Source organism: Streptomyces sp. NPDC048507, assembly GCF_043199995.1.
Lineage (GTDB): Bacteria > Actinomycetota > Actinomycetes > Streptomycetales > Streptomycetaceae > Streptomyces.
The window spans coordinates 225,676-250,316 of sequence record NZ_JBICWZ010000002.1 but is presented as its reverse complement, the minus strand read 5'-3'; the positions used below and the strand labels follow the sequence as shown (position 1 = coordinate 250,316).

At 74.8% G+C, this 24,641-nt stretch carries 21 protein-coding genes; 10 read left to right on the top strand and 11 right to left on the bottom strand.

Features of this window, described 5'->3' with window-relative positions; translation table 11 throughout:
- Positions 1-85 precede the first annotated feature (85 nt).
- The 10 genes from ACGFXC_RS06275 to ACGFXC_RS06230 all read right to left on the bottom strand — a co-directional run bounded on the left by ACGFXC_RS06275 (position 86) and on the right by ACGFXC_RS06230 (position 10,773).
- Positions 86-1,048, bottom strand: a complete 963-nt coding sequence (locus ACGFXC_RS06275) for a cyclase family protein (RefSeq protein WP_393710041.1) — start codon at positions 1,046-1,048, stop codon at positions 86-88.
- Positions 1,049-1,196: 148 nt separating this feature from the next.
- Positions 1,197-2,618, bottom strand: coding sequence for a hypothetical protein (locus ACGFXC_RS06270; RefSeq protein ID WP_393710039.1), 1,422 nt, complete (start codon positions 2,616-2,618; stop codon positions 1,197-1,199).
- A gap of 211 nt (positions 2,619-2,829) precedes the next feature.
- The gene (gene lysA / locus ACGFXC_RS06265; RefSeq protein WP_393710037.1) at positions 2,830-4,164 is read right to left on the bottom strand and encodes a diaminopimelate decarboxylase; all 1,335 of its coding nucleotides are present in this window, start codon (positions 4,162-4,164) and stop codon (positions 2,830-2,832) included.
- Positions 4,165-4,177: 13 nt separating this feature from the next.
- Positions 4,178-4,546, bottom strand: a complete 369-nt coding sequence (locus ACGFXC_RS06260; RefSeq protein WP_393710035.1) for an SAV_915 family protein — start codon at positions 4,544-4,546, stop codon at positions 4,178-4,180.
- Between the two features lie 175 nt (positions 4,547-4,721).
- Positions 4,722-5,438, bottom strand: a complete 717-nt coding sequence (locus ACGFXC_RS06255; protein ID WP_393710032.1) for a potassium-transporting ATPase subunit C — start codon at positions 5,436-5,438, stop codon at positions 4,722-4,724.
- Positions 5,439-5,444: 6 nt separating this feature from the next.
- Entirely contained in the window at positions 5,445-7,544 is a 2,100-nt protein-coding gene (kdpB, locus tag ACGFXC_RS06250; protein WP_393710030.1) for a potassium-transporting ATPase subunit KdpB, read from the bottom strand.
- Complete coding sequence (gene kdpA, locus ACGFXC_RS06245; protein WP_393710028.1) at positions 7,541-9,205, bottom strand: potassium-transporting ATPase subunit KdpA; 1,665 nt, start codon at positions 9,203-9,205, stop codon at positions 7,541-7,543. The genes kdpB and kdpA overlap by 4 nt, the downstream gene beginning before the upstream one ends.
- 8 nt (positions 9,206-9,213) lie before the next feature.
- Positions 9,214-9,303, bottom strand: a complete 90-nt coding sequence (kdpF, locus tag ACGFXC_RS06240) for a K(+)-transporting ATPase subunit F (RefSeq protein ID WP_393710026.1) — start codon at positions 9,301-9,303, stop codon at positions 9,214-9,216.
- On the bottom strand, positions 9,300-9,443 hold the full coding sequence (locus ACGFXC_RS06235) for a hypothetical protein (protein WP_393710024.1): 144 nt from the start codon (positions 9,441-9,443) through the stop codon (positions 9,300-9,302). Before ACGFXC_RS06235 ends, kdpF begins: the two co-directional genes overlap by 4 nt.
- A gap of 577 nt (positions 9,444-10,020) precedes the next feature.
- Positions 10,021-10,773 (bottom strand): DUF4118 domain-containing protein, encoded by a 753-nt coding sequence (locus ACGFXC_RS06230; protein ID WP_393710022.1) that lies wholly within the window; start codon positions 10,771-10,773, stop codon positions 10,021-10,023.
- A gap of 296 nt (positions 10,774-11,069) precedes the next feature.
- Here ACGFXC_RS06230 and ACGFXC_RS06225 point away from each other — a divergent pair, with 296 nt between their 5' ends.
- Together ACGFXC_RS06225 and ACGFXC_RS06220 are read left to right on the top strand one after the other, a co-directional pair.
- Positions 11,070-12,950, top strand: a complete 1,881-nt coding sequence (locus ACGFXC_RS06225) for an APC family permease (protein WP_393710020.1) — start codon at positions 11,070-11,072, stop codon at positions 12,948-12,950.
- Between the two features lie 164 nt (positions 12,951-13,114).
- On the top strand, positions 13,115-13,585 hold the full coding sequence (locus ACGFXC_RS06220) for a Dps family protein (RefSeq protein ID WP_393710018.1): 471 nt from the start codon (positions 13,115-13,117) through the stop codon (positions 13,583-13,585).
- A 92-nt stretch (positions 13,586-13,677) separates the two neighbouring features.
- On the opposite strand, the gene ACGFXC_RS06215 is transcribed toward ACGFXC_RS06220, so the two are convergent.
- Positions 13,678-15,156 carry an MFS transporter gene (locus ACGFXC_RS06215; protein WP_393710016.1) on the bottom strand — a complete coding sequence of 493 codons (1,479 nt, stop codon included), beginning with the start codon at positions 15,154-15,156 and terminating at the stop codon, positions 13,678-13,680.
- 564 nt (positions 15,157-15,720) lie between these two features.
- Here ACGFXC_RS06215 and ACGFXC_RS06210 point away from each other — a divergent pair.
- From ACGFXC_RS06210 to ACGFXC_RS06175, 8 genes are all read left to right on the top strand, one after another.
- Positions 15,721-16,797, top strand: coding sequence for a phosphotransferase (locus tag ACGFXC_RS06210; protein WP_393710015.1), 1,077 nt, complete (start codon positions 15,721-15,723; stop codon positions 16,795-16,797).
- A gap of 114 nt (positions 16,798-16,911) precedes the next feature.
- The gene (locus ACGFXC_RS06205) at positions 16,912-18,282 is read left to right on the top strand and encodes an aspartate aminotransferase family protein (protein WP_393710013.1); all 1,371 of its coding nucleotides are present in this window, start codon (positions 16,912-16,914) and stop codon (positions 18,280-18,282) included.
- Positions 18,279-20,087, top strand: a complete 1,809-nt coding sequence (locus ACGFXC_RS06200) for a 1-deoxy-D-xylulose-5-phosphate synthase N-terminal domain-containing protein (protein ID WP_393710011.1) — start codon at positions 18,279-18,281, stop codon at positions 20,085-20,087. Before ACGFXC_RS06205 ends, ACGFXC_RS06200 begins: the two co-directional genes overlap by 4 nt.
- Positions 20,068-21,438, top strand: coding sequence for a glycosyltransferase (locus tag ACGFXC_RS06195; RefSeq protein ID WP_393710009.1), 1,371 nt, complete (start codon positions 20,068-20,070; stop codon positions 21,436-21,438). Before ACGFXC_RS06200 ends, ACGFXC_RS06195 begins: the two co-directional genes overlap by 20 nt.
- The gene (locus tag ACGFXC_RS06190; RefSeq protein WP_393710007.1) at positions 21,435-22,271 is read left to right on the top strand and encodes an SDR family NAD(P)-dependent oxidoreductase; all 837 of its coding nucleotides are present in this window, start codon (positions 21,435-21,437) and stop codon (positions 22,269-22,271) included. Before ACGFXC_RS06195 ends, ACGFXC_RS06190 begins: the two co-directional genes overlap by 4 nt.
- Positions 22,268-22,879, top strand: coding sequence for a DUF1349 domain-containing protein (locus ACGFXC_RS06185; RefSeq protein ID WP_393710005.1), 612 nt, complete (start codon positions 22,268-22,270; stop codon positions 22,877-22,879). The genes ACGFXC_RS06190 and ACGFXC_RS06185 overlap by 4 nt, the downstream gene beginning before the upstream one ends.
- Positions 22,876-23,724, top strand: a complete 849-nt coding sequence (locus tag ACGFXC_RS06180) for an endonuclease/exonuclease/phosphatase family protein (RefSeq protein ID WP_393710003.1) — start codon at positions 22,876-22,878, stop codon at positions 23,722-23,724. The genes ACGFXC_RS06185 and ACGFXC_RS06180 overlap by 4 nt, the downstream gene beginning before the upstream one ends.
- 61 nt (positions 23,725-23,785) lie before the next feature.
- Positions 23,786-24,622, top strand: a complete 837-nt coding sequence (locus ACGFXC_RS06175) for an HAD family hydrolase (RefSeq protein ID WP_393710001.1) — start codon at positions 23,786-23,788, stop codon at positions 24,620-24,622.
- Positions 24,623-24,641 lie beyond the last annotated feature (19 nt).

Below are 24,641 nucleotides of genomic sequence, written 5' to 3'. Positions count from 1 at the left end.
GCTCTCGATCGCCCGGTTTGAGTATATTCCTCACCCTTTCGGAGGGTGGGTGGAGAGGGAGCGGGGAACGGACGGGGCGGGGGAGTCACAGCACCGCGACCGGATTGACGGGCGAACCCGTCCCGCCGGGCACGTTCAGCGGCGTCACGACGAGCAGGAACGCGTACCGGCCCGCCTCGCCGCACGCCGCGGAGAGCGCCTCCAGATCGAGGTTGTCCAGCAGCGGAACCCCCATCGCGGTGATCGCCAGGGTGTGGACGGGCGAGTGCACCCCCTCGACCGGCGAGGGCCGTACGTCGCTGTCCCCGTCGCAGCCGAGCAGGGCGACGCGCCGCCCGGCCAGCAGCGGCACGGCGTCCACGTGCCACCCCGCGCTCGCCCCGCCCGGGTCCCACGGGCCGCACGCGCCGCGCCGCCGGAACCGGCCGGTCCGCAGCAGCACCGCGTCGCCGTCCGACACCGTCACGCCCAGTGCCCGCTCCGCCCCGGTGAGGTCCTGCGCGCGCACCGCCCGGCCGGGCTCCAGCCAGTCGACGCCGAGGACGGCGGGCAGGTCGAGGAGGACGCCCCTGGTCACCAGGGGGCCGAGCGCCCCGACGGCGCCGAACCGGGCACCGCCGGCGCCGACGGCCGCGCGGGCGGCCCGCCCGTCGTACAGCTGCCCCCGGTAGGCCAGGTGGGAGAGCGCGTCGAGGTGGGTCACCGCCTTGCCGTGGTAGTCGGCGCCGAGGAAGTCCTTGTACGCCGTCGGCTCGGCGGCCTCCACGTCCCCCAGGTCCGACATGTAGTGCAGGGCGGGCCGCGGGTTGTCCGGGCCCGCACCGGTGTCCCACGGGCGCCCGAGCGGGACGGCCGTGCCCGACCGGACCAGGGCGGCCGCCCGCCGTACGTGCTCCTGACCCACGCCGTTCCAGGCGCCCCGGTCCGCGGCGCCGGCGGGCCAGCGGCCCCAGGTCCGGACCGATGCGAAGAGGGCGTCGAACTCGGCCCGGGAGACGGCCGGGCCGTTGCCGTGACCGGCCGGCGGGGGTGCGGGATCGCTGCTCATGCGGACTCGGCCCTCCAGGTGCGTACGGCCGCCGCCCGGGTGGCCGCACGGCGGGGCCGGTACCGCGCGGTGCCCGCCCTCGGCCAGCATCCCCGCCCCGGGGCGCCGCCCGGCCCGGGACGCGCGGGACCGCGCCGGGCGGGGTCCGTCAGGAGGTGGCGCGGCCGCGGGCCAGGGGCCACTCGCGGTTCAGGCTGCCCAGCGGGACGTCGTGCGCGAACGCCGGGGTGCCGAACAGCGACAGCCCGAACCGGAGCCGGCCGCTCAGGTCGAAGCCGCCGTGCACGGCCCAGGAACCGGCCGCCGCGGCCTTGCCGTCACCGGAGGCCGTCGCCCCGGCGTCGGCCTCGCCCCGCAGGTAGGGCGCGAAGTCGGCGGTCACGCCCACGGCCCCGTACAGACCGACGGAGGCCTCGGCGCCGACCGCGGCCCTGACCTTCCCGGCCGCGCTGACCTCGGCCTTCACCGGGGTGCTCCGCACGGTCGAGGTGCTGACCGGGGTCCATCCCCGCCCCGCCGCATAGCCGCCGCCGACGCGGAAGCCGCCCTTCACGTCCTGCCGGACGTCGAGCGTCACGCGGCCGTCCGCCTCCACCTGGACGTAGCAGGTCAAGTCGAGGTTGACGACCACCGGCACCGGCCCCACCTGGATCACGGGGTCGCTGTGCAGCCTGGCGAAGGGGATGCGCCGGGGCGTCCCGGTGCTCGCCGCGGCGCGGCCCGCCAGCTCCCACTGGGAGGACCAGTCGCCGCTCATGCCCAGGAACGCCCCGCCCGGGGCGGCGCCGGGGCCGCCGTCGTAGGAGAACTCCACCTCGGGGGCGAGCTGGACGAAACCGGAGACCGAGGCCCCGGCCGAGGCGGGAGCGCCCTCGGCGGTGTCGACGGCGGCGTCCACGTCGAGCCGCAGGTTGCCCAGGGGCAGTTGCGCGCCGTGCGGTCCGGAGCGCACGCCACCGGGCTTGGCCCAGGAGACGGTGACGCCCTTCATCAGGGGTTCGACGCGGAACGCGGCCGGGTCGACGGGGACCTTGCCGTCGGCCGTGTCGTTCCCCAGGGCGGCGGCGAGCGTCGTGGAGGCGGTCTTGACCTCGGTGCCGCGCCCGGTCTTCCCGACGACCTCCGTGACCTTCGCGAGCAGGCCGTCCGGGGCGCCGGGCACCGGGGCGCTGGCGATGACGTCCCCCACCGCCACGGGCGCGTCGGGTGCGGCGGAGCGGCCGGGGGAGGAGGCGGAGGCGGAAGGGGCGCGGGAGGCGGGGGAGGCGGGTGCCGCCTTGGATATGACGGCCCGTCCGCTCGCCCTGTCGTACGAGGCCACCTGGAGCGGGGCCTTCTCGGGGCGGCCGCCGTCGGCGCGGGTGCGGGCGAGGGCGGTCGGTGCGGCAGGCTCCTGCGGCACGGCGTTCACGTCCAGTTCCCGCGCGCCGTCGTCGGTCCGCGCGGCGGCGGCGGTGGGGGCGGAGGCGGTCCCGGTCGCGCCGGTGGGGGCGGCCGTGGAGCAGGCGGTGGCGGCGAGCGCGAGGGTGGTCATGCCGGGCAGCAGGAGCCGGCGGGTGAGCGTGCGCACGTGAGTGTGTGACCTTCTTGGCGGCGAGGGGTCGTTACTGATGGGTAACGCGAAAGTCGATCATGTCACGCCGACCCGGTGGGAGTCATTCCGGGTCCGGCCAACTCGCCTGTGAAGGAAGGCCGTTGAAACTTCATCCAGATGGGGCGCAACGTCCGCCCCCGGCCGGCGGCGGCCCGGCGGGGGCGGACGGGGGGCCCTTCGGCCGGGCCTACAGGCCGATGTCGCGGCTGCTCAGGTCGGCGAGGGATTCGCGGCGCACCAGGAGCCGCACCACGCCGTCCCGGACCGCGACCACCGGCGGGCGGCCGACCAGGTTGTAGCCGGACGCCATGGACAGCTGGTAGGCGCCGGCGGCGGGAACGGCCAGCAGGTCTCCGGGCCGGACGTCGCCCGGCAGGGCGACGTCCTCGGCGAGGACGTCGCCCGCCTCGCAGTGCCGGCCCACCACCGTGACGACGGCCGGCGCGGCCGTGGAACCGCGGCCGATCAGCCGGGGCGCGTACCGGGCCCCGTACAGGGCGGGCCGGGGGTTGTCGCTCATGCCGCCGTCGACGGCGACGAAGGTGCGCCCCGCGGTCTCCTTGACGGTGAGCACCCGGTACACGGCCACCCCGGCCGGGCCGACGAGCGCGCGGCCGGGCTCCACCGTCAGCCGGGGCACGGGAAGCCTCGCGTGGGCGCAGCCGTCCTCCAGTTCGGCCCGGACCCGGGCGGCCAGCACCGCCGGGCCGAGGACGGGCTCGCCCGGACGGTACGCGATGCCGTGCCCGCCCCCGATGTTCAGCTGGGGGAGTTCCAGCCCGTGGTGGTCGCGCACCTGGGTCATCAGCCCGACCATCCGGCGCACGGCGGCGACGTACGGTTTGACCGAGGTGATCTGGGATCCGATGTGGCAGTGCAGGCCCACGAGTTCCAGCCGGGGCCGGGCCAGCACCCGGGCGATGGCGTGCTGCGCGGAGCCGTCCGTGACGGACAGGCCGAACTTCTGGTCCTCCGTACCGGTACGGATCTTGGCGTGGCCGCCCGCCGCGATGCCGGGTACGACCCGCACCATGACCGGCTGCCGGTCGCCGTCGGGGACCAGCCCGGCCAGCCGGGCGATCTCCGGCGCGCTGTCGAGGACGATCCGCCCGACGCCGAGTCGCAGGGCGGTGGACAGGTCGTCGGGACTTTTGGCGTTGCCGTGCAGGACGATCCGTGCGGCCGGGAACCCGGCGGTGGTGGCGAGGCCGAGTTCCCCCGCGGAGCAGACGTCCAGGCCCAGGCCCTCCTCCTCGATCCAGCGGGACACCGCCCGGCAGAGGAAGGCCTTGGCGGCGTAGACGACGTCCGCGTCGGGGAAGGCGGCGCGGTAGGCGCGGCAGCGGTCGCGCACCTCGCCCTCGTCCAGGACGTAGAGCGGGGTGCCGAACCGGTCGGCGGCCTCGGCGAGGGAGACCCCGGCGACGGTGACGTCGCCCCCGGGGGCGGGCCGGGCCGATGACGGCCAGACGCCCAGGCCGTCGGCGGCCGTGGCGGGAGCGGTGGCGAAGGTGACGGACACGGTGGCGGGCCCTTCAGCCGATCAGGAGGTGCGGGCGGGAGACGGCCGCCGCGGGCCCGGCGGCGACGGGCGGCGCGGCGTCGGCGGGCGGCGCGGCGGCCGGGGCGCACAGCTGGGGGTCGATCGTGACCAGGCGGATGCCCAGCGGCCGGGCCAGGGCGCGCAGCGCCGGTTCGCAGAGCCTGATCCAGGGCTGGTCCGCACCCAGGGTCGCGGTGAGCCGCTCGGCGGTGGTGAAGGCGACGGCGGTCCGCTCTCCGGGGGCGGTGCGGAAGAAGCGGGCCGTGCGGCCCGCGGGTCCCGGCCGGACGGGGACGAGGAGGGGTCCGGCCGGGACCCGTTCGCAGGGTTCGGGGTCTTCGCAGCGGTCGGTGGTGGCCATGGTGTTCCTCCAGCGGGGAGCGTGCGGTGGCCGGCCGGCGGGAGGGCCGGACGGCGCTCCCGCGAAGGTATGCCCGCCCGGCCGTCCCCGGCCCGCCCCGGCCCCGTCGCTGACGCGCGCTTGACGGCGCGGCCCCCGCCGCTGACGCGTCGTTGACGGCGGCCGGGCCGGGGGGTCAGCCGCGGGTCAGTGCCCGCAGGGCGGTGTTGAGTTCGAGGACGTTGACGCGGGGTTCGCCCAGGAAGCCGAGGGTGCGGCCCCGGGTGTGCCGGGCGACGAGCTCCTCGACCTGCTCGACGCGCAGCCCGCTCCGCTCGGCGACCCGGTGGGCCTGGAGCCGGGCGTACGCGGGGGAGATGTCCGGGTCGAGGCCGGAGCCGGAGGAGGTGACGGCGTCGGCGGGCACGTCCCGGGGGTCGACCCGGTGGGTGGCCGTGGAGTTGTCGGCGACGACGGCCCGCTTCGCGGCGACGACCTGCGCGCAGAGGGTGCCTTCGGCGGCGTCCCCGGTGCAGCGGCCGCCCACCGCGCCGTCGTCTGCGGAGCGGTTGGTGGCGCCGGAGAGGATCAGCGCGTACCGGGTGTTGACGCCGTTGGCGCCCCGTCCGTTCGAGGGCCGGGGCTGGAACCACCTGAGGTCCGCCGCCGCCGCCTCCGCGGCGTCCTGCGGGTTCCGCTTCGGCAGGTCGTAGCTCTGGCCGATGAGGGAGGAGCCGACGACCCGGCCGCTGCCGTCCCTGACCTCGGAGCCGTTGGCGTTGTCGTGGAAGGCGGCCTGGGCGATCCCGGTGACGGCGAGCGGGTACAGCACGCCGCAGACCGCCGTCAGGACCAGCAGGGCGCGCAGGCCGGCACCGAGGGGGCGGGCGGCGTTGGCTACGGAAGAGTTCATGGCGGATCAGCCGATTCCGGGGATGAGGGAGAGGAGGAGGTCGATGAGCTTGATGCCGACGAACGGGGCGACGAGGCCGCCGAGTCCGTAGAGGCCGAGGTTGCGGCGCAGCATCCGGTCGGCGCTGGTGGGCCGGTACCGGACGCCCTTGAGGGCGAGCGGGACGAGGGCGACGATGACCAGCGCGTTGAAGATGACGGCGGAGAGGATCGCCGATTCGGGCGAGGCCAGGCCCATGACGTTGAGCTTGTCGAGGCCGGGGTGGACCACGGCGAACATGGCCGGGATGATCGCGAAGTACTTGGCGACGTCGTTGGCGATGGAGAAGGTGGTCAGGGCTCCCCGGGTGATGAGGAGCTGCTTGCCGATCGCCACGATCTCGATGAGCTTGGTGGGGTCGGAGTCCAGGTCCACCATGTTCCCGGCCTCCTTGGCGGCCGAGGTGCCGGTGTTCATGGCCACGCCGACGTCGGCCTGCGCGAGCGCCGGGGCGTCGTTCGTGCCGTCGCCGGTCATCGCGACGAGCTTGCCGCCGGCCTGCTCCCGCTTGATGAGGGCCATCTTGTCCTCGGGGGTGGCCTCGGCGAGGAAGTCGTCCACGCCGGCCTCTTCGGCGATGGCCCTGGCGGTCAGCGGGTTGTCGCCCGTGATCATGACCGTCTTGATGCCCATGCGGCGCAGCTCGTCGAAGCGTTCGCGCATGCCGTCCTTGACGACGTCCTTGAGGTGGATGACGCCGAGGACCCGGGCGCCGTTCTCGTCCTCGACGGCGACGAGGAGCGGAGTACCGCCGGCCTGCGCGATGCGGCCGGTCAGCGGGCCCGCGTCCGGGGCGACCCGTCCGCCCCGCTCCTCGACCCAGGCGATGACCGAACCGGCCGCCCCCTTGCGGGTCTTGCGCCCGGCCACGTCGACGCCCGACATGCGGGTCTGCGCGGTGAAGGCGATCCATTCGGCGCCGGTCAGCCCGTCCCGCCGCCGGGCGGGCAGCCCGTACTCCTCCTGCGCGAGGAGCACGACGGAACGGCCCTCCGGGGTCTCGTCCGCGAGGGACGACAACTGGGCGGCGTCGGCCAGTTCGGCCTCCGTGGTGCCCTCGACGGGTACGAATTCGGCGGCCTGCCGGTTGCCGAGGGTGATCGTGCCGGTCTTGTCGAGCAGCAGCGTGGAGACGTCCCCGGCGGCTTCGACGGCGCGGCCGGACATGGCGAGGACGTTGCGCTGGACGAGACGGTCCATGCCCGCGATGCCGATCGCCGAGAGCAGGGCGCCGATGGTGGTGGGGATGAGGCAGACCAGCAGTGCGGTCAGGACGATCAACGACTGCCTGGCGCCCGCGTAGACCGCGAACGGCTGGAGGGTGACGACGGCGAGCAGGAAGACGATCGTGAGGGACGCCAGGAGGATGTTGAGGGCGACCTCGTTGGGGGTCTTCTGGCGGGCGGCCCCCTCGACGAGGGCGATCATGCGGTCGATGAACGTCTCGCCCGGCTTGGTCGTGATCTTGATGACGATCCGGTCGGAGAGGACCTTCGTACCGCCGGTGACGGCGCTGCGGTCACCACCGGACTCCCGTATGACGGGGGCGGATTCGCCGGTGATGGCGGACTCGTCGACGGAGGCGACGCCCTCGACGACGTCACCGTCGCCGGGGACGACGTCCCCGGCCTCGCACACCACCAGGTCGCCGACGCGCAGCTGCGTGCCGGGGACCCGCTCCTCCCCGGCGGCGCCCAGGCGGCGGGCCACGGAGTCGGTCTTGGCCTTGCGGAGGGTGTCGGCCTGGGCCTTGCCGCGGCCCTCGGCCACCGCTTCGGCGAGATTGGCGAACAGGGTCGTCAGCCACAGCCAGACGGTGATCGCCCAGCCGAACCAGTCCGTCGGGTCCTTCAGGGCCAGGGCCGTGGTGAGGAACGAGCCGACCAGCACCACGAACATCACGGGTGACTTGACCATGACGCGCGGGTCGAGCTTGCGGACGGCGTCCGGGAGGGCCTTCAGCAGCTGCTGGGGATCGAACAGGCCCGCGCCCACCCGTCCGGCGGCCGGCCCGTGGCCGGGGGACGCGTCCTGCTGCGGAGCCCTCGTGGGCGTGACGGTGCTCATGATGCGAGCCCTTCGGCGAGCGGACCCAGAGCGAGGGCCGGGAAGTAGGTGAGGCCGGTGACGATGACGATCGTGCCGACGAGCAGGCCCGAGTAGAGCGGCTTGTCGGTGCGCAGGGTGCCCGCCGTCTCGGGGACGGGCTGCTGCCCGGCGAGCGAGCCGGCGAGCGCGAGGACGAAGACCATCGGCAGGAAACGGCCCAGCAGCATGGCGATGCCGATGGTGCTGTTGAACCACTGCGTGTCGGCGTTCAGTCCCGCGAAGGCGGAGCCGTTGTTGTTGGCGCCGGAGGTGTAGGCGTAGAGGATCTCCGAGAAGCCGTGGGCGCCGGAGTTCGCCATGGAGTGGACGGGCGTGGGCAGCGCCATCGCGGCGGCGGTGAAGCCCAGCACCAGGGCCGGGGTGATGAGGATGTAGCAGGCCGCGAGCTTGATCTCGCGGGTACCGATCTTCTTGCCCAGGTACTCGGGGGTGCGGCCGACCATCAGTCCCGCGAGGAACACCGCGATCACCGCCATGATCAGCATCCCGTAGAGGCCGGAGCCGACGCCGCCGGGCGCGATCTCGCCGAGCTGCATGCCCAGCAGCTGGATCCCGCCGCCGAGACCGGTGTAGGAGGAGTGGAAGGAGTTGACCGCGCCGGTGGAGGTGAGCGTGGTGGCGACCGAGAAGATCGCGGAACCGGCGATGCCGAAGCGGGTCTCCTTGCCCTCCATCGCGCCGCCCGTGACGTCGAACGCCGGACCGTGGTGGGCGAACTCGGTCCACATCATGAGAGTGGTGAAGCCCAGCCAGATGGCCGCCATGGCGGCGAGGATCGCGTACCCCTGCTTGAGGGAGCCGACCATCCTGCCGAAGGTGCGGGTCAGCGCGAAGGGGATGAGCAGGATGAGGAAGATCTCGAAGAGGTTCGAGAAGGGGGTCGGATTCTCGAAGGGATGGGCCGAGTTGGCGTTGAAGTAGCCGCCGCCGTTGGTGCCCAGCTCCTTGATGACCTCCTGCGAGGCGACCGCGCCGCCGTTCCACTGCTGCGGGCCGCCCAGGAACTGGCCGACCTCGTGGATCCCGGCGAAGTTCTGTATCGCCCCGCAGGCGACGAGCACGAGCGCGCCGAGCACGGACAGGGGCAGCAGGATGCGGAGCGTGCCGCGGACCAGGTCGGCCCAGAAGTTGCCGAGTTCGCCGGTGCGGGAGCGCGCGAAGCCCCGTACGAGCGCCACCGCGACGGCCATGCCGACGGCGGCGGAGACGAAGTTCTGCACCGCCAGGCCGCCCGTCTGGACGACGTGGCCCATGGCCTGCTCACCGGCGTAGGACTGCCAGTTGGTGTTGGCGACGAAGGACGCGGCCGTGTTGAAGGCCTGGTCCGGGTCGATCGCGGAGAAGCCGAGCGAGCCGGGCAGCACGCCCTGGGCCCGCTGGAGGCCGTAGAGGAACAGGACGCCGACCGCCGAGAAGGCGAGGACGCCGCGCAGGTACGCGGGCCAGCGCATCCCGGCGTCCGGATCGGCGCCGATGACCCGGTAGATCCACCGCTCGGGCCGGTGGTGCCGCTCGGAGGAGTAGACGCGGGCCATGTAGTCGCCGAGGGGCCGGCAGGCCAGCGCGAGCGCGGCGGCCAGGGCGAGCAGCTGGAGCACGCCAGCGGTTACGGGGCTCATGGCGGGGCTCAGAACCTCTCCGGGTACACGAGGGCGAGGACGAGGTATCCGAGCAGGGAGACGGCCACGAGGAGGCCGACGACGTTTTCGGCGCTCACAGCTTGGTCACCCCCCGGGCGACGAGGGCCACCAGCGCGAACACCGCGACCGTGGTGACGACGAAGGCCAGATCGGCCATCGCGAGCTCCTGAGTGAAGTGGGAAGAAACGAATCGGCCAGGTGGCCGATGTCGAGACAACCGTGTCTTCACCCCGCTGTTGAGCCACCTTGACGGGCTCCATACGGGCCCCTGGGAACTCTTGACGCCTCCCTGACGCGGGGCCGCCTGCGGCGGCTTCCGGGAGCCCGGCGCGGCATCCCGGGGGCCGGCCCGGGCGGGCACCTGCGGGAGCCCGGCGCGGCATCCCGGGGGCGGGCCCGGGCGTGGGGCCCGCGCGTATCCGGGGCGCCGACCCCGGCGGGTACCTGCGGGAGCCCGCCGCGGTTCGACCCGCGGCGGACGCCCCGTGCAGGGCCGTAGGGCCCCTGCGGGGGGCCGGGGCTCACCCGCGCAGGGGCTTGCGGCAGGTCACCCACGCGCGGGGCGTTCGGGTGCTCACCTGTGCGGGCCGAGGGGGGCCACTCGGGCGGGGCCGACGGTGGTCGCGCGGGCGGGGTCGAGGGGGGCCACTCGGGCGGGGCCGACGGTGGTCGCGCGGGCGGGGTCGACGGTGGCCACTCGGGCGGGGCCGACGGTGGTTACCCACGCAGGGCGTTCGGGTGGTCGCGCGGGCGGGGGCGGGTGGTGGGGGATCCGGGGCGGGATCCGCGAGGGGTCAGCCGCGGCGGGAGAGGCCGGCCGTGTCCAGGGCGGCGCCCGCTTGCGCAGCCAGCGCCACGGCCACCAGCCGGGCCTGCTCCGGCGGCAGCGGCCGGCCGGTACCCGGTCCGAGCAGGAAGCGGCCGTAGTAGTGCCCGCCGCCGGTGATCCGCAGCTCGGTCTCCCCCTCGGGCCACTCCGCGTACTGCGTGATCCGCGTCCCGCGGCGCAGCCAGACGCCGCCGTCGTGCTCAAGCCGGGGCAGGTGCCCCAGCAGGGCGCCGTACTCGAAGCGGCAGCTGCGCAGCTCCAGCAGGGCGACCAGCTCGCGGCGGACGCGTTCGACGACCTCCTGGGCGGAGCCGCCGCCCTCGGCGAGCCGGGCCGTCGCCTGGAGGCCGGAGAGATACGCCGAGTCGCTGACGACGACGGTGCGCAGCCGGCGCGCGTGCACGGCCAGCTGGGAGACGATCAGCCCGACGACCAGCAGGAGCACCGCCGTCTGGACCGCGTCGCCCTCGGCGATGGCGAACCTCTCGTAGGGCCGGGTCAGGAAGAAGTCGTACCAGGCGGCCGCCGAGAGGGCGGCCAGCGCTCCGGCCGCCCGCGTACCGCACGCGGCGACGGCGACCACCGCGACGACCACGATCAGGGCCTCGTTCGTCGCCGAGAGGCCCGTGCGGAAGGGCACGAGGGCGAGCGCCACGAGGAAGGGGACCACGAGGGCCGCCAGCAGCGCGGCGCCGTCGTGCAGCCGGTACCCGGACATCTGGGTGCCTCCAGTCCCGTCGGACGGTGCGGTGCGGTGCGGTCCGGGGCCGGCCTCGGGGGCGTCCCCGCGGCGGCCGGGTGCGCAGGACCGCCCACCACCAGCGTCACCCCGCCGGGCGGATCGCGCGCGGTCACCGGGGCCCTCTTGACGCAGCCCGTACGCCCGGCCCGCACCGGGCGTAAGGGACGCGTGAAGAAGCGCCCCGGGGACGTACGGATCACGCCAAGGTTCTGGTCCCGCGGCCGGGGCGTCCGGACGCTGTCCTGACCTTGCCCACTCGGAGGAACGGCGACATGGCCCCACGCACAGCGACACGCACGACGACGGCCCCCGGCGGCCCGGCCCGGGCGGAGCCTCCCGGCACCCGCCCGGACGACCCCGCGGAGCGGCACCGGCTCACCGCGTCGCAGGGCCTGGCGGCGCTGTCCCTGGACGCGATGGCCTCGGTGGCCTACGGGCCGGAGGCGGTCGTCCTGGTGCTGGCGGCCGCCGGCGCCCAGGGCCTCGGGTGCACCCTGCCCGTCACCCTGGCCATCGCCGCGCTGCTCGCCGTCCTCGTGGCCTCGTACCGGCAGGTGATCGCCGCCTTCCCGGACGGCGGCGGCTCGTACGCGGTCGCCGCTCGGCACCTGGGGCGGCGCGCCGGGCTGGTGGCCGCGGCCTCCCTGGTCCTGGACTACGTACTGAACGTGGCGGTCTCGGTGACCGCCGGCGTGGCCGCCCTGACCTCGGCGTTCCCGGGCCTGCACGGCGAGCGGGTGGCGCTCTGCCTCGGCGTCCTGGCGCTGGTCACGGCCGTGAACCTGCGCGGGGTCGTCGATGCGGCCAGGGCCTTCCTCGTCCCCACCGCGGTCTTCGTCGGCTCGGTCCTGACCGTGATCGTGGCCGGGCTGCTGCGGGACGCCCCGGCGGACACCGCCCCGGCCGCCGCGCCCGCCGCCGCCCTCGGCGAAGGGGCCACGGCGGTGGGCGCGCTCCTGCTGCTCAAGGCGTTCGCGGCGGGCTGCTCGGCCCTGACCGGCGTCGAGGCCGTCGCGAACGCCGTGCCGTCCTTCCGCACTCCGGCGGTGCGGCGGGCGCAGCGCACCGAGGTCGCCCTGGGGGCCCTCCTCGGCGTGATGCTGATCGGGCTGTCGGTCCTGATCGGCCGCTTCCACCTGCGGCCGGTGGAGGGCGTCACCGTCCTCGCCCAGCTCGCGGACGCCTCCCTCGGGCACGGTGCGGCCTTCTACGTGGTCCAGTTCGCCACCGTGGTGCTGCTCGCGCTCGCCGCGAACACCTCCTTCGCGGGACTGCCGGTGCTGATGGGCCTGCTCGCCCGGGACCACCACCTCCCGCACCTGTTCGCCCTCCGGGCCGCCCGGCAGGTCCACCGGTACGGAGTCCTCGCCCTGGCCGTGGTCTCCGCCGCCCTGCTGGTGCTCTCCGGCGGCGACACCAACGCACTCGTGCCGCTCTTCGCGATCGGGGTGTTCGTCGGCTTCACCCTCTGCCAGGCCGGCATGGTCCGGCACTGGTGCGGGGACCGGCCGGCCGGCTGGCGGGGAAAGGCGGTCCTCAGCGGCCTCGGCGCCGCGCTGACCGGCGTATCGGCGGCCGTCGTGACCGCCACCAAGTTCGCCGAGGGCGCCTGGCTGGTCGTCCTGGCACTGCCCCTGCTCGTCCTCGGCTTCGAGAAGGTGCACCGCGCGTACGCGGAGATCGGGGAACGGCTGGAGCTCGGCTCGGTGCCGCCGGCGCCACGGCGGTCCCCTTCGCTGGTCCTCGTACCGGTGTCCGGGCTGTCGAAGCTGACCTGTCAGGCGCTGACCGCGGCCCGGTCCCTGGGGGACGAGGTCCTCGCCGTCACCGTGACGCACCCGGAGCCCGGGGACCGGGCGAAGGCCGAAGGGCTGCGCCGGGACTGGGAGTCGTGGAACCCCGGCGTCGAGCTGGTCGAGCTGTCGGCGCGGGCGGGCGCGCTGGGCCGCCCGGTGGCGGCGTACGTGAGCGAGCTCGCGCGGGCGCGTCCCGGTACGCAGGTCACCGTCCTCATCCCGGAGACCGAGGCGGCGCGGCCGTGGCAGCGGCTGCTGCAGAACCAGCGCGGGTCCGTCGTCGCCCGCGCCGTACGCCGCGACACGGACGCGGTGATCTGCCGGCTGCGGCTGCGCCTCGCGGCCGGGCGCAAGTGAGCGGGCCCCCGACGCGCCGCTCTGGGCGGGAGGGAGATCCGGGGCGCTGGAGACTCGGCAGAAAGACGCTGTATGCACCGTTTTCACGGCGAAGGCCGGGGTAGAGGAGCCTTTGTCCGCGTACGAAAACCGACGCGGCCGATCGCAGAACGGAGTGTTTCCCTGTGTCCACCGTCAGGAACGCCCTTCCGGAAGAAGACCTGAAGATCGTCGGCGCCGCGCTGCAGGGCGCGCTGGTCGACCTGATCGACCTGGCGCTGGTCGCCAAGCAGGTCCACTGGAACGTCGTCGGCCCCCGCTTCCGCTCCGTCCACCTCCAGCTCGACGAGGTCGTCACCACGGCCCGTGCCCACTCCGACGTGGTCGCCGAGCGCGCCTCCGCCCTCGGCGTGTCCCCGGACGGCCGCGCGGCGACGGTGGCGGACTCGAGCGCGATCAAGGCCGTCCCGGAGGGATGGATTAAGGACGCCGATGCCGTGAGCATCCTCGTGGACGCGCTGGCCGAGGTGATCGCGGGCATGCGCGAGCGCATCCGCGCGACGGACGGCCCGGACCCGGTGACCCAGGACATCCTGATCGGCCTGACGGGCGACCTCGAAAAGCACCAGTGGATGTTCCGCGCCGAAACCGCCTGATCCGGGCGGCGGGGCGGGACGCCCTGCACATCCGGATCACGCTGCACCAGTGCCCCGGCCACCCGAGTGGTGGCCGGGGCACCGGCCGTGGGTCAGCCGGCCCGGCTGTCCGTCCGCCCGGGCAGACAGAACATCAGGGCCCACATCAGGGCGAGGAAGCCGCCGGCCCACCACAGCACGCCGATGAACGCCTCGCGGTTGAGTCCGGCGTCGGGTGAACCGCCTGTGGTGGCGAAGAACACCAGGGCGGTCAGCGCGGTCCCGAGGGCGATGCCCAGGTGGATCGCCGTGTTGAACAGGCCCGAGGCGGCCCCGGCGTCCTCGTGCGGGACCCGTGCCAGTGACAGGTCGGCGAGCGGGCCGCCGACCATGCCGAGACCGAAGCCGATCAGGACCACCGGAGCGGCCATCCCCAGCAGCGTCAGGTCCCCCTGACCGGCGGCGGCCCGGAAGCCGTGGCCGGCCATCGCGGCGATCGTGACGAGAACTCCGCTCTGGGGCAGGCGGCGGCCGAAGCGCCCGGCGCTCTTCGCCGCGACCGTCGCGCCGGCCAGTTCTCCCAGGGCGAGCAGGACGAAGGCCAGGGCCGCGTGGACGGGGCTCATGCCCAGGCCGTCCTGGAGGTACAGGGTCCAGGTCATGAAGAACAGCCCGCACAGCAGGCCGTGCATCAGCTGTGCGGCCGTGCCGCCGGAGAACTGCGGCCCCCTGAAGAGGGACAGGGGCACGAGGGGGGCATCATCCTGCTTGCTCCGCTGGTGGGCCACGAAGACGCCCAGGACGAGGAGACCTGCGGCGAGCACGGCGAAGCACCACAGCGGCCAGTGGTGCAGGTGTCCCTCGGAGAGGGGGAAGACGATCAGGACGACGGCCAGCGCGGACAACGCCGCACCGGTCAGGTCGAGCCGGGCGGCCTTCTTCACCGTCGATTCGGGGATGAACCTGCGTCCCAGGAGCAGGACGGCGAGGCCGACGGGCACGTTGACGAGGAAGACCGGCCGCCAGGACAGCCCGAACAGGTCGGCTTCGGTGAGCAGGCCGCCCATCACCGGACCCAGGACATTGGCGAGGGACAGGACGGCCCCGTACAGGCCGAACGCCCGGCTGCGGCTCTCGCCGTCGAAGGTGACGTGGAGGGTGGCCAGGACCTGCGGGATCATCAGCGCCACGCCCACCCCCTGGAGCATGCGGGCGACGACCAGGACGTCCGGCCCGGCGGCCAGTCCGCACAGGAGCGAGGCCGCGGTGAACACGACGGTGCCCGTCAGGAGGATCCTGCGCCGGCCGTAGAGGTCGCCGAGTCGGCCGCCGGTGATCAGCCCGACGGCGACGGGCAGTGAATAGCCGGTGGTCAGCCACTGCACGGCGGACGGTCCCGCGCCGGTCGACTCCTGGATCGCGGGCAGCGCGGTCAGCACCACCGACTGGTCGAGGAGGTCCATGAGCTCGGCGGTCAGCAGGACGAGGAGGGCGATCCGGGCGGCCAGGGCCGTTCTCGGACGCTGTGGTGCCGGGTCGTCCGGGGACGGGCGGGTGTGCTGTGGCTCGTCGTCGAGCGCGGAGGAAGACACGGGGGGAAACTCCTGATCCGGGGGGATCGGGGAGCCCATGCCGACGGCCGCGCCGGGGCCGGACAACACGGAACCCGGGGCAGACGGCAGAGCTGCACCCGGGAAGACGGAAGACGGGGGAGGGTGACGCAACTCAGACCAGCGCGACGTCCGCCCCCGGACACGTGCGAAGAACCAGCACGTGGGGAACGCGGACGGCTACATGGCCTGGGCTATGGGAAGTCACCTCGGGATCGGCATCGAAGGAACGCGGGGTCCGGTCACCGCCGCCGACAGCTCGGCGCGGGAACCGGGCCACCATACGACAGCCCGGGGCCCCGCCGCACGCCGGACAGCGGGCCCGCCCCCGCAGGCAGCTCACACCGGCGGGGGGCCCGCGACGGGTGGGCGGCGGCGCACGTCGTTCGAGGAGCGCACGAGCGGGGTGCGAGGAAATCGTGACCGAGGCCGGAGTCGGCTCGGGAACAGTGCCTCGGGAAGCCCATTTGCCGCAGGAACGTCAATTGGCCCAAAAGGATCCCAGGCCTCCTGCGCTCGTACGTCTCAGGAAGGTCAGGTCACCCCATGACCCTTGCCGCCCCGGCAGGAACGGCGGACTGGGTGCGCCACGTCCTCGCCACCCACTGGGGCGAAGCGTGGGGAGGAGCCGGACTCGGCCCGCTGACCGTGGGGGGCGCCGCACCGCTCACGCACACGGCGGGGATCTGGCGGGTCACGGCGGCCGGCGGCGACCACGTGTTCAAGGCGCAGCTGAACGCCGAAGGCACCCGGCCCGAGGCCTTCCACCCGCTCAAGGAGCGGATCCTCGCGCACTGCGCGGACCGGGGGGTGCCCGTCCTCCCCGTCGTACCGTCCTGCGACGGCCGGCCCGCCGTCCGCCACGACGGGGTGCTGTGCGAGCTGTCGCCCCTGAGCCCCGGGGCGCGGGCCGACGGCGGGCGCGCGCAGGCCGCGGCCATCGTCGCCACCGGGCTCGACCTGCGCGCGGCACTGGACGGCCTGGACGCCACGGTCGCCGATGAACTGGCCCGCGTACACCTGCCGCTGATGGTGGAGGAGGAGCACTGGCCGGCGGCCCTGGAGGACGCCGAGCACCGGCTCCTGCCCCGGGCGGAGCGGGGCGCGGACGATCCCTGGCACCGCGCCGCCGCCCGGGTGCTGCGCGAACTGCTCGTCGCCGCACCACTGTTGCGCGGCACGGAGCTCACGGCCGGAGCCGGCCGCCCCGCCGTCGTCCACGGCGACCTGCACGTGCACCACTTCCTGCTCGACCACGGCGCCGTCCCCCGTGTGCTGGCCGTCCTCGACTTCGACAACCTCCACGTCGCCGACCGCCTCCTCGACCTCGCCTGGACCGCCGACACGGCGCTGCTCGCCTGCGGCGCCGACACCGGCGCGGCCCGCGACGTCCTCGCCGGCCTCCTGGACACGGGCCGCCGCCGCGGGCTGCTGCGCCCCGGCGACGAAGTACGGCTGATGCCCGTCCTGATGGCGCACTCGCTGCCCGTCATCGTCGACATCGCCAAGGACATCCTCGACCGCGGCGTCCTGACCCCGCAGTGGCTCGCCTACTTCGAGCTGCTCTCCCCGGCGCGAAGACTCGCCGCCCACCGGCTGCTCGCCGGGCCCGCGGCCCGCTGACCACCGGTCCACAGACCATCCCTCCCGCGGCACGGGCCGCTCCGGCGTGCCCGCGCCCCGTCCTGTCCCTTCCCTCCACCCCCACCTCCACCCCTCCTCGTGAAGGAGCCGTACGTGACCACCACCCCGACCGGGCCCCTCTCGTCCTGGCCATCGGACCTCTCGGCCTTCTGCTTCGAGGTCCCGCACTCGCCCGAGGCGCTCCTCTTCGAATCCGGCAAGGGCATCCGCCTCTCCGACGCCGCGGGCCGCAGCTACCTCGACGCCCTCTCCGGCGTCTTCGTGACCTGCTTCGGCTACGACTGCGAGCCCATCGTCAGCGCCGTGACCAACCAGTTACGGACGCTGCCCTTCAACCCGCCCCTGCACGGCACCAACCGCGCCGCCCTGGAACTCGCCCGGGCCCTCGTCGACCTCGCGCCGCCCGGCATCACGGCGGCCAAGCTCGTCAACGGAGGTTCGGAGGCCATCGAGGCCGCGATGCGCCTCGCCCGCCTCCACCATCACTCCCGTGGCAACCCGGGCAAGGTGAAGATCCTCAGCTACTACCACGGCTACCACGGGGCCACCTTCGGTTCCCTCTCGCTGACCGGACGGCCCGACGTCACCCGCTTCGGCCCCGGCCTGCCGGGCGTCGTGCACGTCTGGCCGCCGGACTGCCTGGAAGCCTTCTGGGACGTACCGCCGGAGCGCTCCGGCGCGCTCGCCGCCGCCATGATCGAGCGGACCATCGAGGCCGAAGGGCCCGACTCGGTCGCCGCCATCGTCATGGAACCCGTCATCCACCTGCGGGGCATGGCCGTCCCGCCGCCGGACTACCTCGCCCGGATCCGCGAGGTGTGCGACCGGCACGACGTCCTGCTGGTCTTCGACGAGATCGTCACCGGCTTCGGCCGCACCGGGGCCCCCTTCGCCGCCCAGACCTTCGGCGTGACCCCCGACATCCTCTGCGTCGGCAAGGGCATCTCCGGCGGGTACGCGCCGCTCGCCGCCGTACTGATGGGCTCCCACCTCGCCGAACACCTCGGCGAGCACGGCGGGCCGGTGTCCTTCGCCCCCTCCCACACCTACGCCGCCAACCCGCTGGCCGCGGCGGCCGGACTCGCCTCCGTCACCCTCTTCCGCGAGGGCGGCTACCAGGAACGGATCCGGGAACTGGCCGCTCACACCGAGACCCGCCTCCGCGCGGTCACGGCCGGGCGCGGCACCGTCCGCGCCGTCGGCCTGCTCTACGGGATCAAGCTGAAGAGCGCCGCCGGACGCCCGGACGAACGCCTCGGCGAGCGGGTGGCCACGGCCTGCCTGCGCCGCGGTCTGATCATCCGCGGCCAGGACGACTGGGTGGTGCTCGCGCCCGCGTTCGTCACCACCACCGCCGAGGTGGAGGAGATCACCGGCATCCTCGGCGAGGCCCTCGACGAGGTCTGCGGGACCCTCGACGAGGTCTGCCGGACCCTCGACGAGGTCCGCGGGGACGAGCGGTGAACGGCCTGTACGAGCGCTTCGCCGCGCCCGCCCGCGAGGCGATGCCCCGCCTGACCGCCGCCGAACGGCGCGTGAGCGAGCGGGAGCTGGCGGAGCTGGAGCTGCACGGCCACGACGACGGAACCCTCCTGGAAGGCCTGCGCAAGGTCGCCGCCCTGGTCCCCGAACGCCTCTACGCGGACAGCGCCGAGGTCCTGCTGCGGATGCACGAGATCGCGGGCTCCGGGAACCTGCAGAGCAACCTCTCCTCCCTCGCGCTGGTCCGGGCCTGCTTCGCGCACGGCCTGGCCGACGGGGCGGGGGAGGGCCCGGCCGAACTGGTCGTGGGCCGCGGGCACATCGCGCCGGCCTTCTACGCCGAGCACTACGTGCGCGGCGCGCTCCCCTTCGCTCCGCTTGCCACCCTCCACCAGGGCGGACTGACCGGCGTCGTCCACCGTGACCTGGGCTTCCGCAGCACCATGCGCTACAGCCTGGGCGTCGGCGTGGCGCAGGCCGTCAGCCTCGCGTGGGACCTGACGCGCCGAGGCGAGGACCGCAAGGTCGTCTGCCTCGCCGGGGACGGCGAACTCCACGAGGGCGCCGCCTTCGAGGCCCTGCGCTTCGCGCACGACGCGGGGCTGACGAACCTGCTGCTGGTCGTCGACGCCAACGGCAAGGGCATCGAGCCGCTGGCGAAACCGCTCAACACCGCTTACCTGTCCGCCTACCTCGGCACCCTCACGGAGGCCGACGGCCGCGACGACGCGGCCGTCGAGGCCGCCCTGGGCGACCTGCTCGCCCGTCCCGGCCCCGCCGCCCTCGTCTGCCGCACGCACAAGGGCGACCACAGCTTCAAACCGGCCGCGGCCGCCCCCGCCCCCGACCGCGCCACCGTCACCGCCCCCGACGCCCCCCGGCCCCCGGTGTCGTTCGCTTCCACCGCCGGCCGGATGCTCGCCGCGCACCGGGAGCGCGCCGAGGGCGAACTGGCCGTCTTCACCCCCGACATGGCCGCCCGGTTCGGGCTCGGCGGGCACGTCCCGTACACCAACACGGGACTCGCCGAGACCCTCACCGTCGGCATGACGCTGTCCCTCCCCGACCACGTCACCAAGGTCGTGGCCACCGACGCCATGTACTACATGGACTCGCTGAGCATGCTCACCGAAGCCACCACCAGCGTCCGCAACCTGCTCGTCCTGGCCGGCCGCAGCTGGGGTGCCTGGGGCGGCGCGCACAACGCCACCAACCTGCTCGGCCTGCTCCTGCACACCCGCGTCTACGAGCCCGTCACCACCGCCGAGTTCCACGCCTGCCTGGACCGGCTCGCCCGGGACCCGGCCACCACCCACGTGGTCAGCATGATCGACGCCGCGTTCGAACCGCCGGCGGCACCGGACTGCTCCGCCGACATCGACGGCGGCGTCTGGATCACCCCGCCCGGCGGCGACCCCGACGCCGTCGTGGTCACCTTCGGCTACGCGGGCGTCCTCGTCGACGCCGCCAACCGCGACACCGGCGTCGCGCACCTGCACTGCGCCGCCCTCGCGCCCCGGCTCGACCCCGCCACCCTCGCCGTGCTCGGGCGCGCCCGCCGCGTCCTGAGCGTCGAGTACAACGGAGCCGGCGGCGGCTTCGGGGAACGGCTGCGCGCGGAGCACCTGCTCCCGGTCGAGGTGCACGCCGTACGCCGCGACATCGAGACCCGGGTCCACCGCCACCAGCTGCCGCTGCACGCGATGGGCCCCGACCAGCTGCGCGAGCGCCTCGCCCGGCTGGCCTCGAAGCGGGAGGGGTCCGGCCATGCGCCTGCATACGCATGACTACCGCGCCCCGGACACCGAGGGCATCGTCGACGGCGCCGTCCTCATGCACCGCGAGATGTCCCGGCTGCTCGCCCGCCGGGGCTCCGTCGCCCTGCACGACCTGACCACGGGAGCGGACTGCGTCGCCGGACTCGGCGAGGACGACGTGGTGTACGCAGGCTCGGGACCGTACGCCTTCCTCTACCACCACTGGCGCGCCCTGCGCGGCGGCCGGTTCCGGATCGTCCGCGAGGCACACACCGCACTCTGGTCGGGCTACTGGGCCCAGGAGGAGCTGTGCGCCCCGCTGCTCAGGGACGGTGACCTGGCCCTCTTCCCGACCGAGTACACGCGCCGGCTGTTCCTGCGCAACTTCCCGGCCCTGACCCCCGCCGGCTCCGCCGTGGCCTACCCGATGCTCGACCGGCTGCCCCGCACGGCGCCCCGTCCCCTCCCGCCGCCCGGCGCGCCCCTGCGCATCGGCTACCTGGGAGCGCTCTCGCTCGCCAAGAACTTCGACCAGGTCGTGTCGGCGTTCGCCCGCTGCCACCGGGAGTCGGGCGGCGCGGTCACCCTGGTCTGCGCGGGAAAGCCCAACGACCCGCGCTGGGAGACCGGCGCCGTGCGCGCCGCGCTGCGCGCCTGCGGGGTTCCCCCGGAGGCGGTGCGCATGGAGGGGGTCCGGCCGCAGGAGGAACTCGGCGCCTTCTTCGCCGCCGTCGACGTGCTGCTCTTCCCGAGCACGGCGTCCCGCGAGACCCTCGGCCGGGTTGTCGTGGAGGCCCTGGCCCACGGGGTCCCGGTGCTGGCCGCCGCCGTCGGCCCGGCCGTCGAACTGCTCCCCGACCGCAATCTGCTGCCCACCGTCCTCGACACCCGCGGCGGCTTCGACATGGGACGGGTGGGGCCCCTGGGCCGGGTCGACGAGGACGTCCTGGTGGCGAAGCTGCTCGGCCGCGACTTCGCCCCGGCGGCCCTCACCTCCGTGGCGCCCTACACGGACGCGACGTTCCTGCGGGCCCTGGCCGGCCACCCCGTCCCGGACCCGGCCGGCCACGACCGGGTGCTGCCCGCAGCCGTCCGGGTCGCCCCCCGCACCACCGGCGCCCCGGACGCGGCGGCGGCCACCGCCCTGTTCCAGGACTTCTTCGCCCGCCGCGACGGCGCGCTGACCGAGGCCCTGGACGGCCTCGCCGCCCGCACCGGCCACGACGACCAGGCCCTGCGCCGCATCGTCGCCGCTCCGGAACGCAACCTGGCCGACTACCGGGCCTTCCCGCGGCTGCTGGACGCCCTGGTCCTGCCGCCGCTGACCTACACGCTCGCGCCCGCCCCGGCGGGCGCGACACCGACGGGAGACACCCCATGACAACGGACCGCCCCACCGCCCCCCTCGCCGGACAGGTGGCGCTCGTCATCGGTGGCGGCCGCGGCATCGGCGCCGCCGTGGCCGAAGCCTTCGCCCGCCAGGGGGCCCGCGTGGTCGCCGCCGACACCGACCGGCTGCCCTCCGCGTTCAACCACTACCGCTCCACCGCCGTCACCGGCCACACCGAGGCCCGCGAACTGGCCGCCCGGCTCACCGCGGAGGGCCTGGACGTCACCGCCGCCGAGGTCGACGCCACCGACGAGGACGCCGTACGCCGCCTCTACGCGGGCATCGCGGACGGCCCCGGCCGCCTCGACACGGTCGTCAACGCCTTCGGGGTCACCCACGTCAGCCCGGTGGAGACCATGGAACTCGCCGAGTTCCGGCACGTGGTGTCCGGCAACCTCGACGGGGTCTTCCTCTCCTCCCGGGCCGCCCTCCCGCTGCTGCGCGCATCCGGCGGCGGCTCCATCGTCAACTTCTCCTCCGTGTCCGGCCGTTCGGGCTTCTCCAAGGTGGCGCACTACTGCGCGGCCAAGTTCGGGGTCATCGGCTTCACCGCCGCCCTCGCCCAGGAGGTGGCCAAGGAGAACATCCGCGTCAACGCCGTCTGCCCGGGCATCGTCCGGTCCAACATGTGGCGCTACCTCCTGTCGGAGTTCGTCCGGCCCGGGGAGAGCGAGGACGAATGCTGGGAACGCATGCGCTCGATGGTCCCGCAGCGGGAGTTCCAGACGCCCGGGGACATCGCGGGCCTCGTCCTGTACCTGGCCTCCGCCCCCCGGGTGACCGGACAGGCGATCAGCGTCGACGGCGGGATGGCGGCCCCGTGAGCGCCCCCGCGGCGTCCGTGCCGGCCGGCCGGGCCCTGCCCTTCGACGACCCCCGGTGGTCGTTTTCGGGGCCCGGCACGGCCCCGGTCCGCCGCGCGGCGACCCTGGAGGTCCGCGCGGAGCGCGGCGCCGACCTGTTCGCCATGCCCGGCTTCCACGAGGCGGCCGCCGTCCCCTCGCTGAGCCGCCCGGTCTCCGGCGACCACACCGTGTGGACCCGGGTCGCCGTCACCGGCGGGGCTTTCGGCGACGCCGGCGGCATCGTGGTCCACGGCGCCGACGGCTGGTTCAAGGTCTGCGTCGAACGCACCAGGGCGGGCGGCTGGGCCGTCGTCACCGTCGTCTCCCGCCCGGCCTCCGACGAGGCGGCCGGCCCGGCCCTGGCCGGCCCGGCGGCCGAACTGCTGGTGACCCGCGAGGGCGGACGGCACGCCGTGTTCTGCCGCGAGGACCCGGCCGGGGCGTGGCGGTTCGTCCGTACGCACCTCGGCCCGGCCGGCGGCGGCGTACGGGTCGGGCTGTTCGCGCAGGCGCCGTTCTCCGAAGCCTGCACCGCCGTCTTCACCGGGGCCCGGCTGGCCCCCGTCGCCCTGGCGGACCGGCGGTGAGCGCCGCCGCCACCGCCGGGAGCGACCTGGTCATGTTCTGGAACCTGTACGAGGCCGGGATCGAGCGGCTCGCCGGCCGGGACGAGCGCTGGCACGCCCAGCGCGCCCTGGTCGGCGCGCTGCGCCCGCGGGTCCTGCTCACCACGGAGGGCTGGGGCTGGCACCGGGACGGCGGGGCGCTCTTCGAGGACGCCAAGGCCGCCTTCGGCATGGACGGCGAGCTGTTCACCGCCCGGACCGGCTGCCACCAGGCCGTCTTCTGGCAGCGCGACATCGGGCGGGTCGCCGTCGAGCGGCCGTCGCCCGAGCTGACGCACTGGCACGGCCACGGCCTGGTCACCCTGCGCCTGCCGGGGTGGACGACGCCGCTGCGGTTCCTGGTGGCCCACCTCGACCCCTTCAGCCCGACCGGGCGGCGGATCGAGTCGGACCACCTGCGCCGGTACGCCGACCCCGCCCTGGCGCCGCTGGTGGTGGGCATGGACGCCAACAGCCTGCCGCCCGGCGACCCGGAGCCCGACTGGGGGCTCGTACCCCGCCACCGCAGGGCCGACCACCTCGGCGCCGACGGCCGCTCCGACCGGGAACCGGTGCGCAGGCTCCTCGGCGATCCCCGCGATCCGCTGCTGGCCGACGCGGGCGCGCACCGGGGCGACCGCTCGCCCACCTACGGCACGCTCGGCCCCGGGGAGGCGGAGCGCCGTATCGACCTGCTCCTGCTCTCCCCGTCCCTGCTGCCGGGGCTGGTCTCCTACGCGTCCCCCGACCCGTGGCCCGGCCGCCCCGGCGGGGGGCCGCCCGCCTCGGACCACCGGCCCGTCACGATCCGGCTGCGCCGCCGGTGAGCCCCCGTGGGCGCGCCCGTACCCGTACCCCCACCCGTATCCGAAAGGCGGTGGACGCCCCGTGAGAGCGACCGCACCCGGCGCGGCCGGCCGGCCCGAAGCCGTGATCTTCGACCTCGACGGCACCCTGGTGGATTCGGTCCGCCCCGACCACCTCGCCTGCGCCGCCCTGTTCGAGGAGCACGGCCACCGGCTGCCGCGCGGACTGTGGGCCCGCGAGGTCTGCGGGCGCCCCGACGGCTACCCGCGGCTCTTCGCCCGTATGCGCGACCTGGGCGGCGGCGGACCGCAGCCCGACGACACCCTGCTGCGGGCGCGGCTGGAGGCGTTGTGGGAGCGCTACATGACGCCCGAGCACGTCCGGCTGCTGCCGGGCGTGCCCGGGGCCCTGGAGCGGGCCCGGGCCGCCGGGCTGCGGCTGGCCGTGGCCTCCTCGTCGGACGGCGACTGGGTGCGCCGGTGGCTGCGGCACTACCGCCTCGGCCGCCACTTCGACGCCGTCGTCACCGGTGACGACGTCGTCCGGCGCAAACCGGACCCCGAGGCGTACCTCAGGGCGGCAGCGGCCCTGGCCGCCGCCCCGGGCCGCTGCCTGGCCGTCGAGGACTCGCTCACCGGGATCGAGGCCGCACGGGCGGCCGGAATGACGGTCGTCGCGGTGCCCACCGCCCTGACCCGGAGCCTGGACCACGGGCGCGCCGACCACGTCCTGCCGGACCTGTCGGCCCTGGAATTCACCGGGCCGGCCTCCTCGCCCGCATTCCCCCGGCCCGAATTCCCCCGGCCCGAATTTTCCCGGCCCGCATTCCCACCGGAGACATTCCCCCCGCCGGTTATACCCCCGCCCGCATTCCCCCGGTCCGCATCTTCCTCATCCCCATCCCCCCTGTCCGCGTGAAGGAATGCCGAGGTTCTGT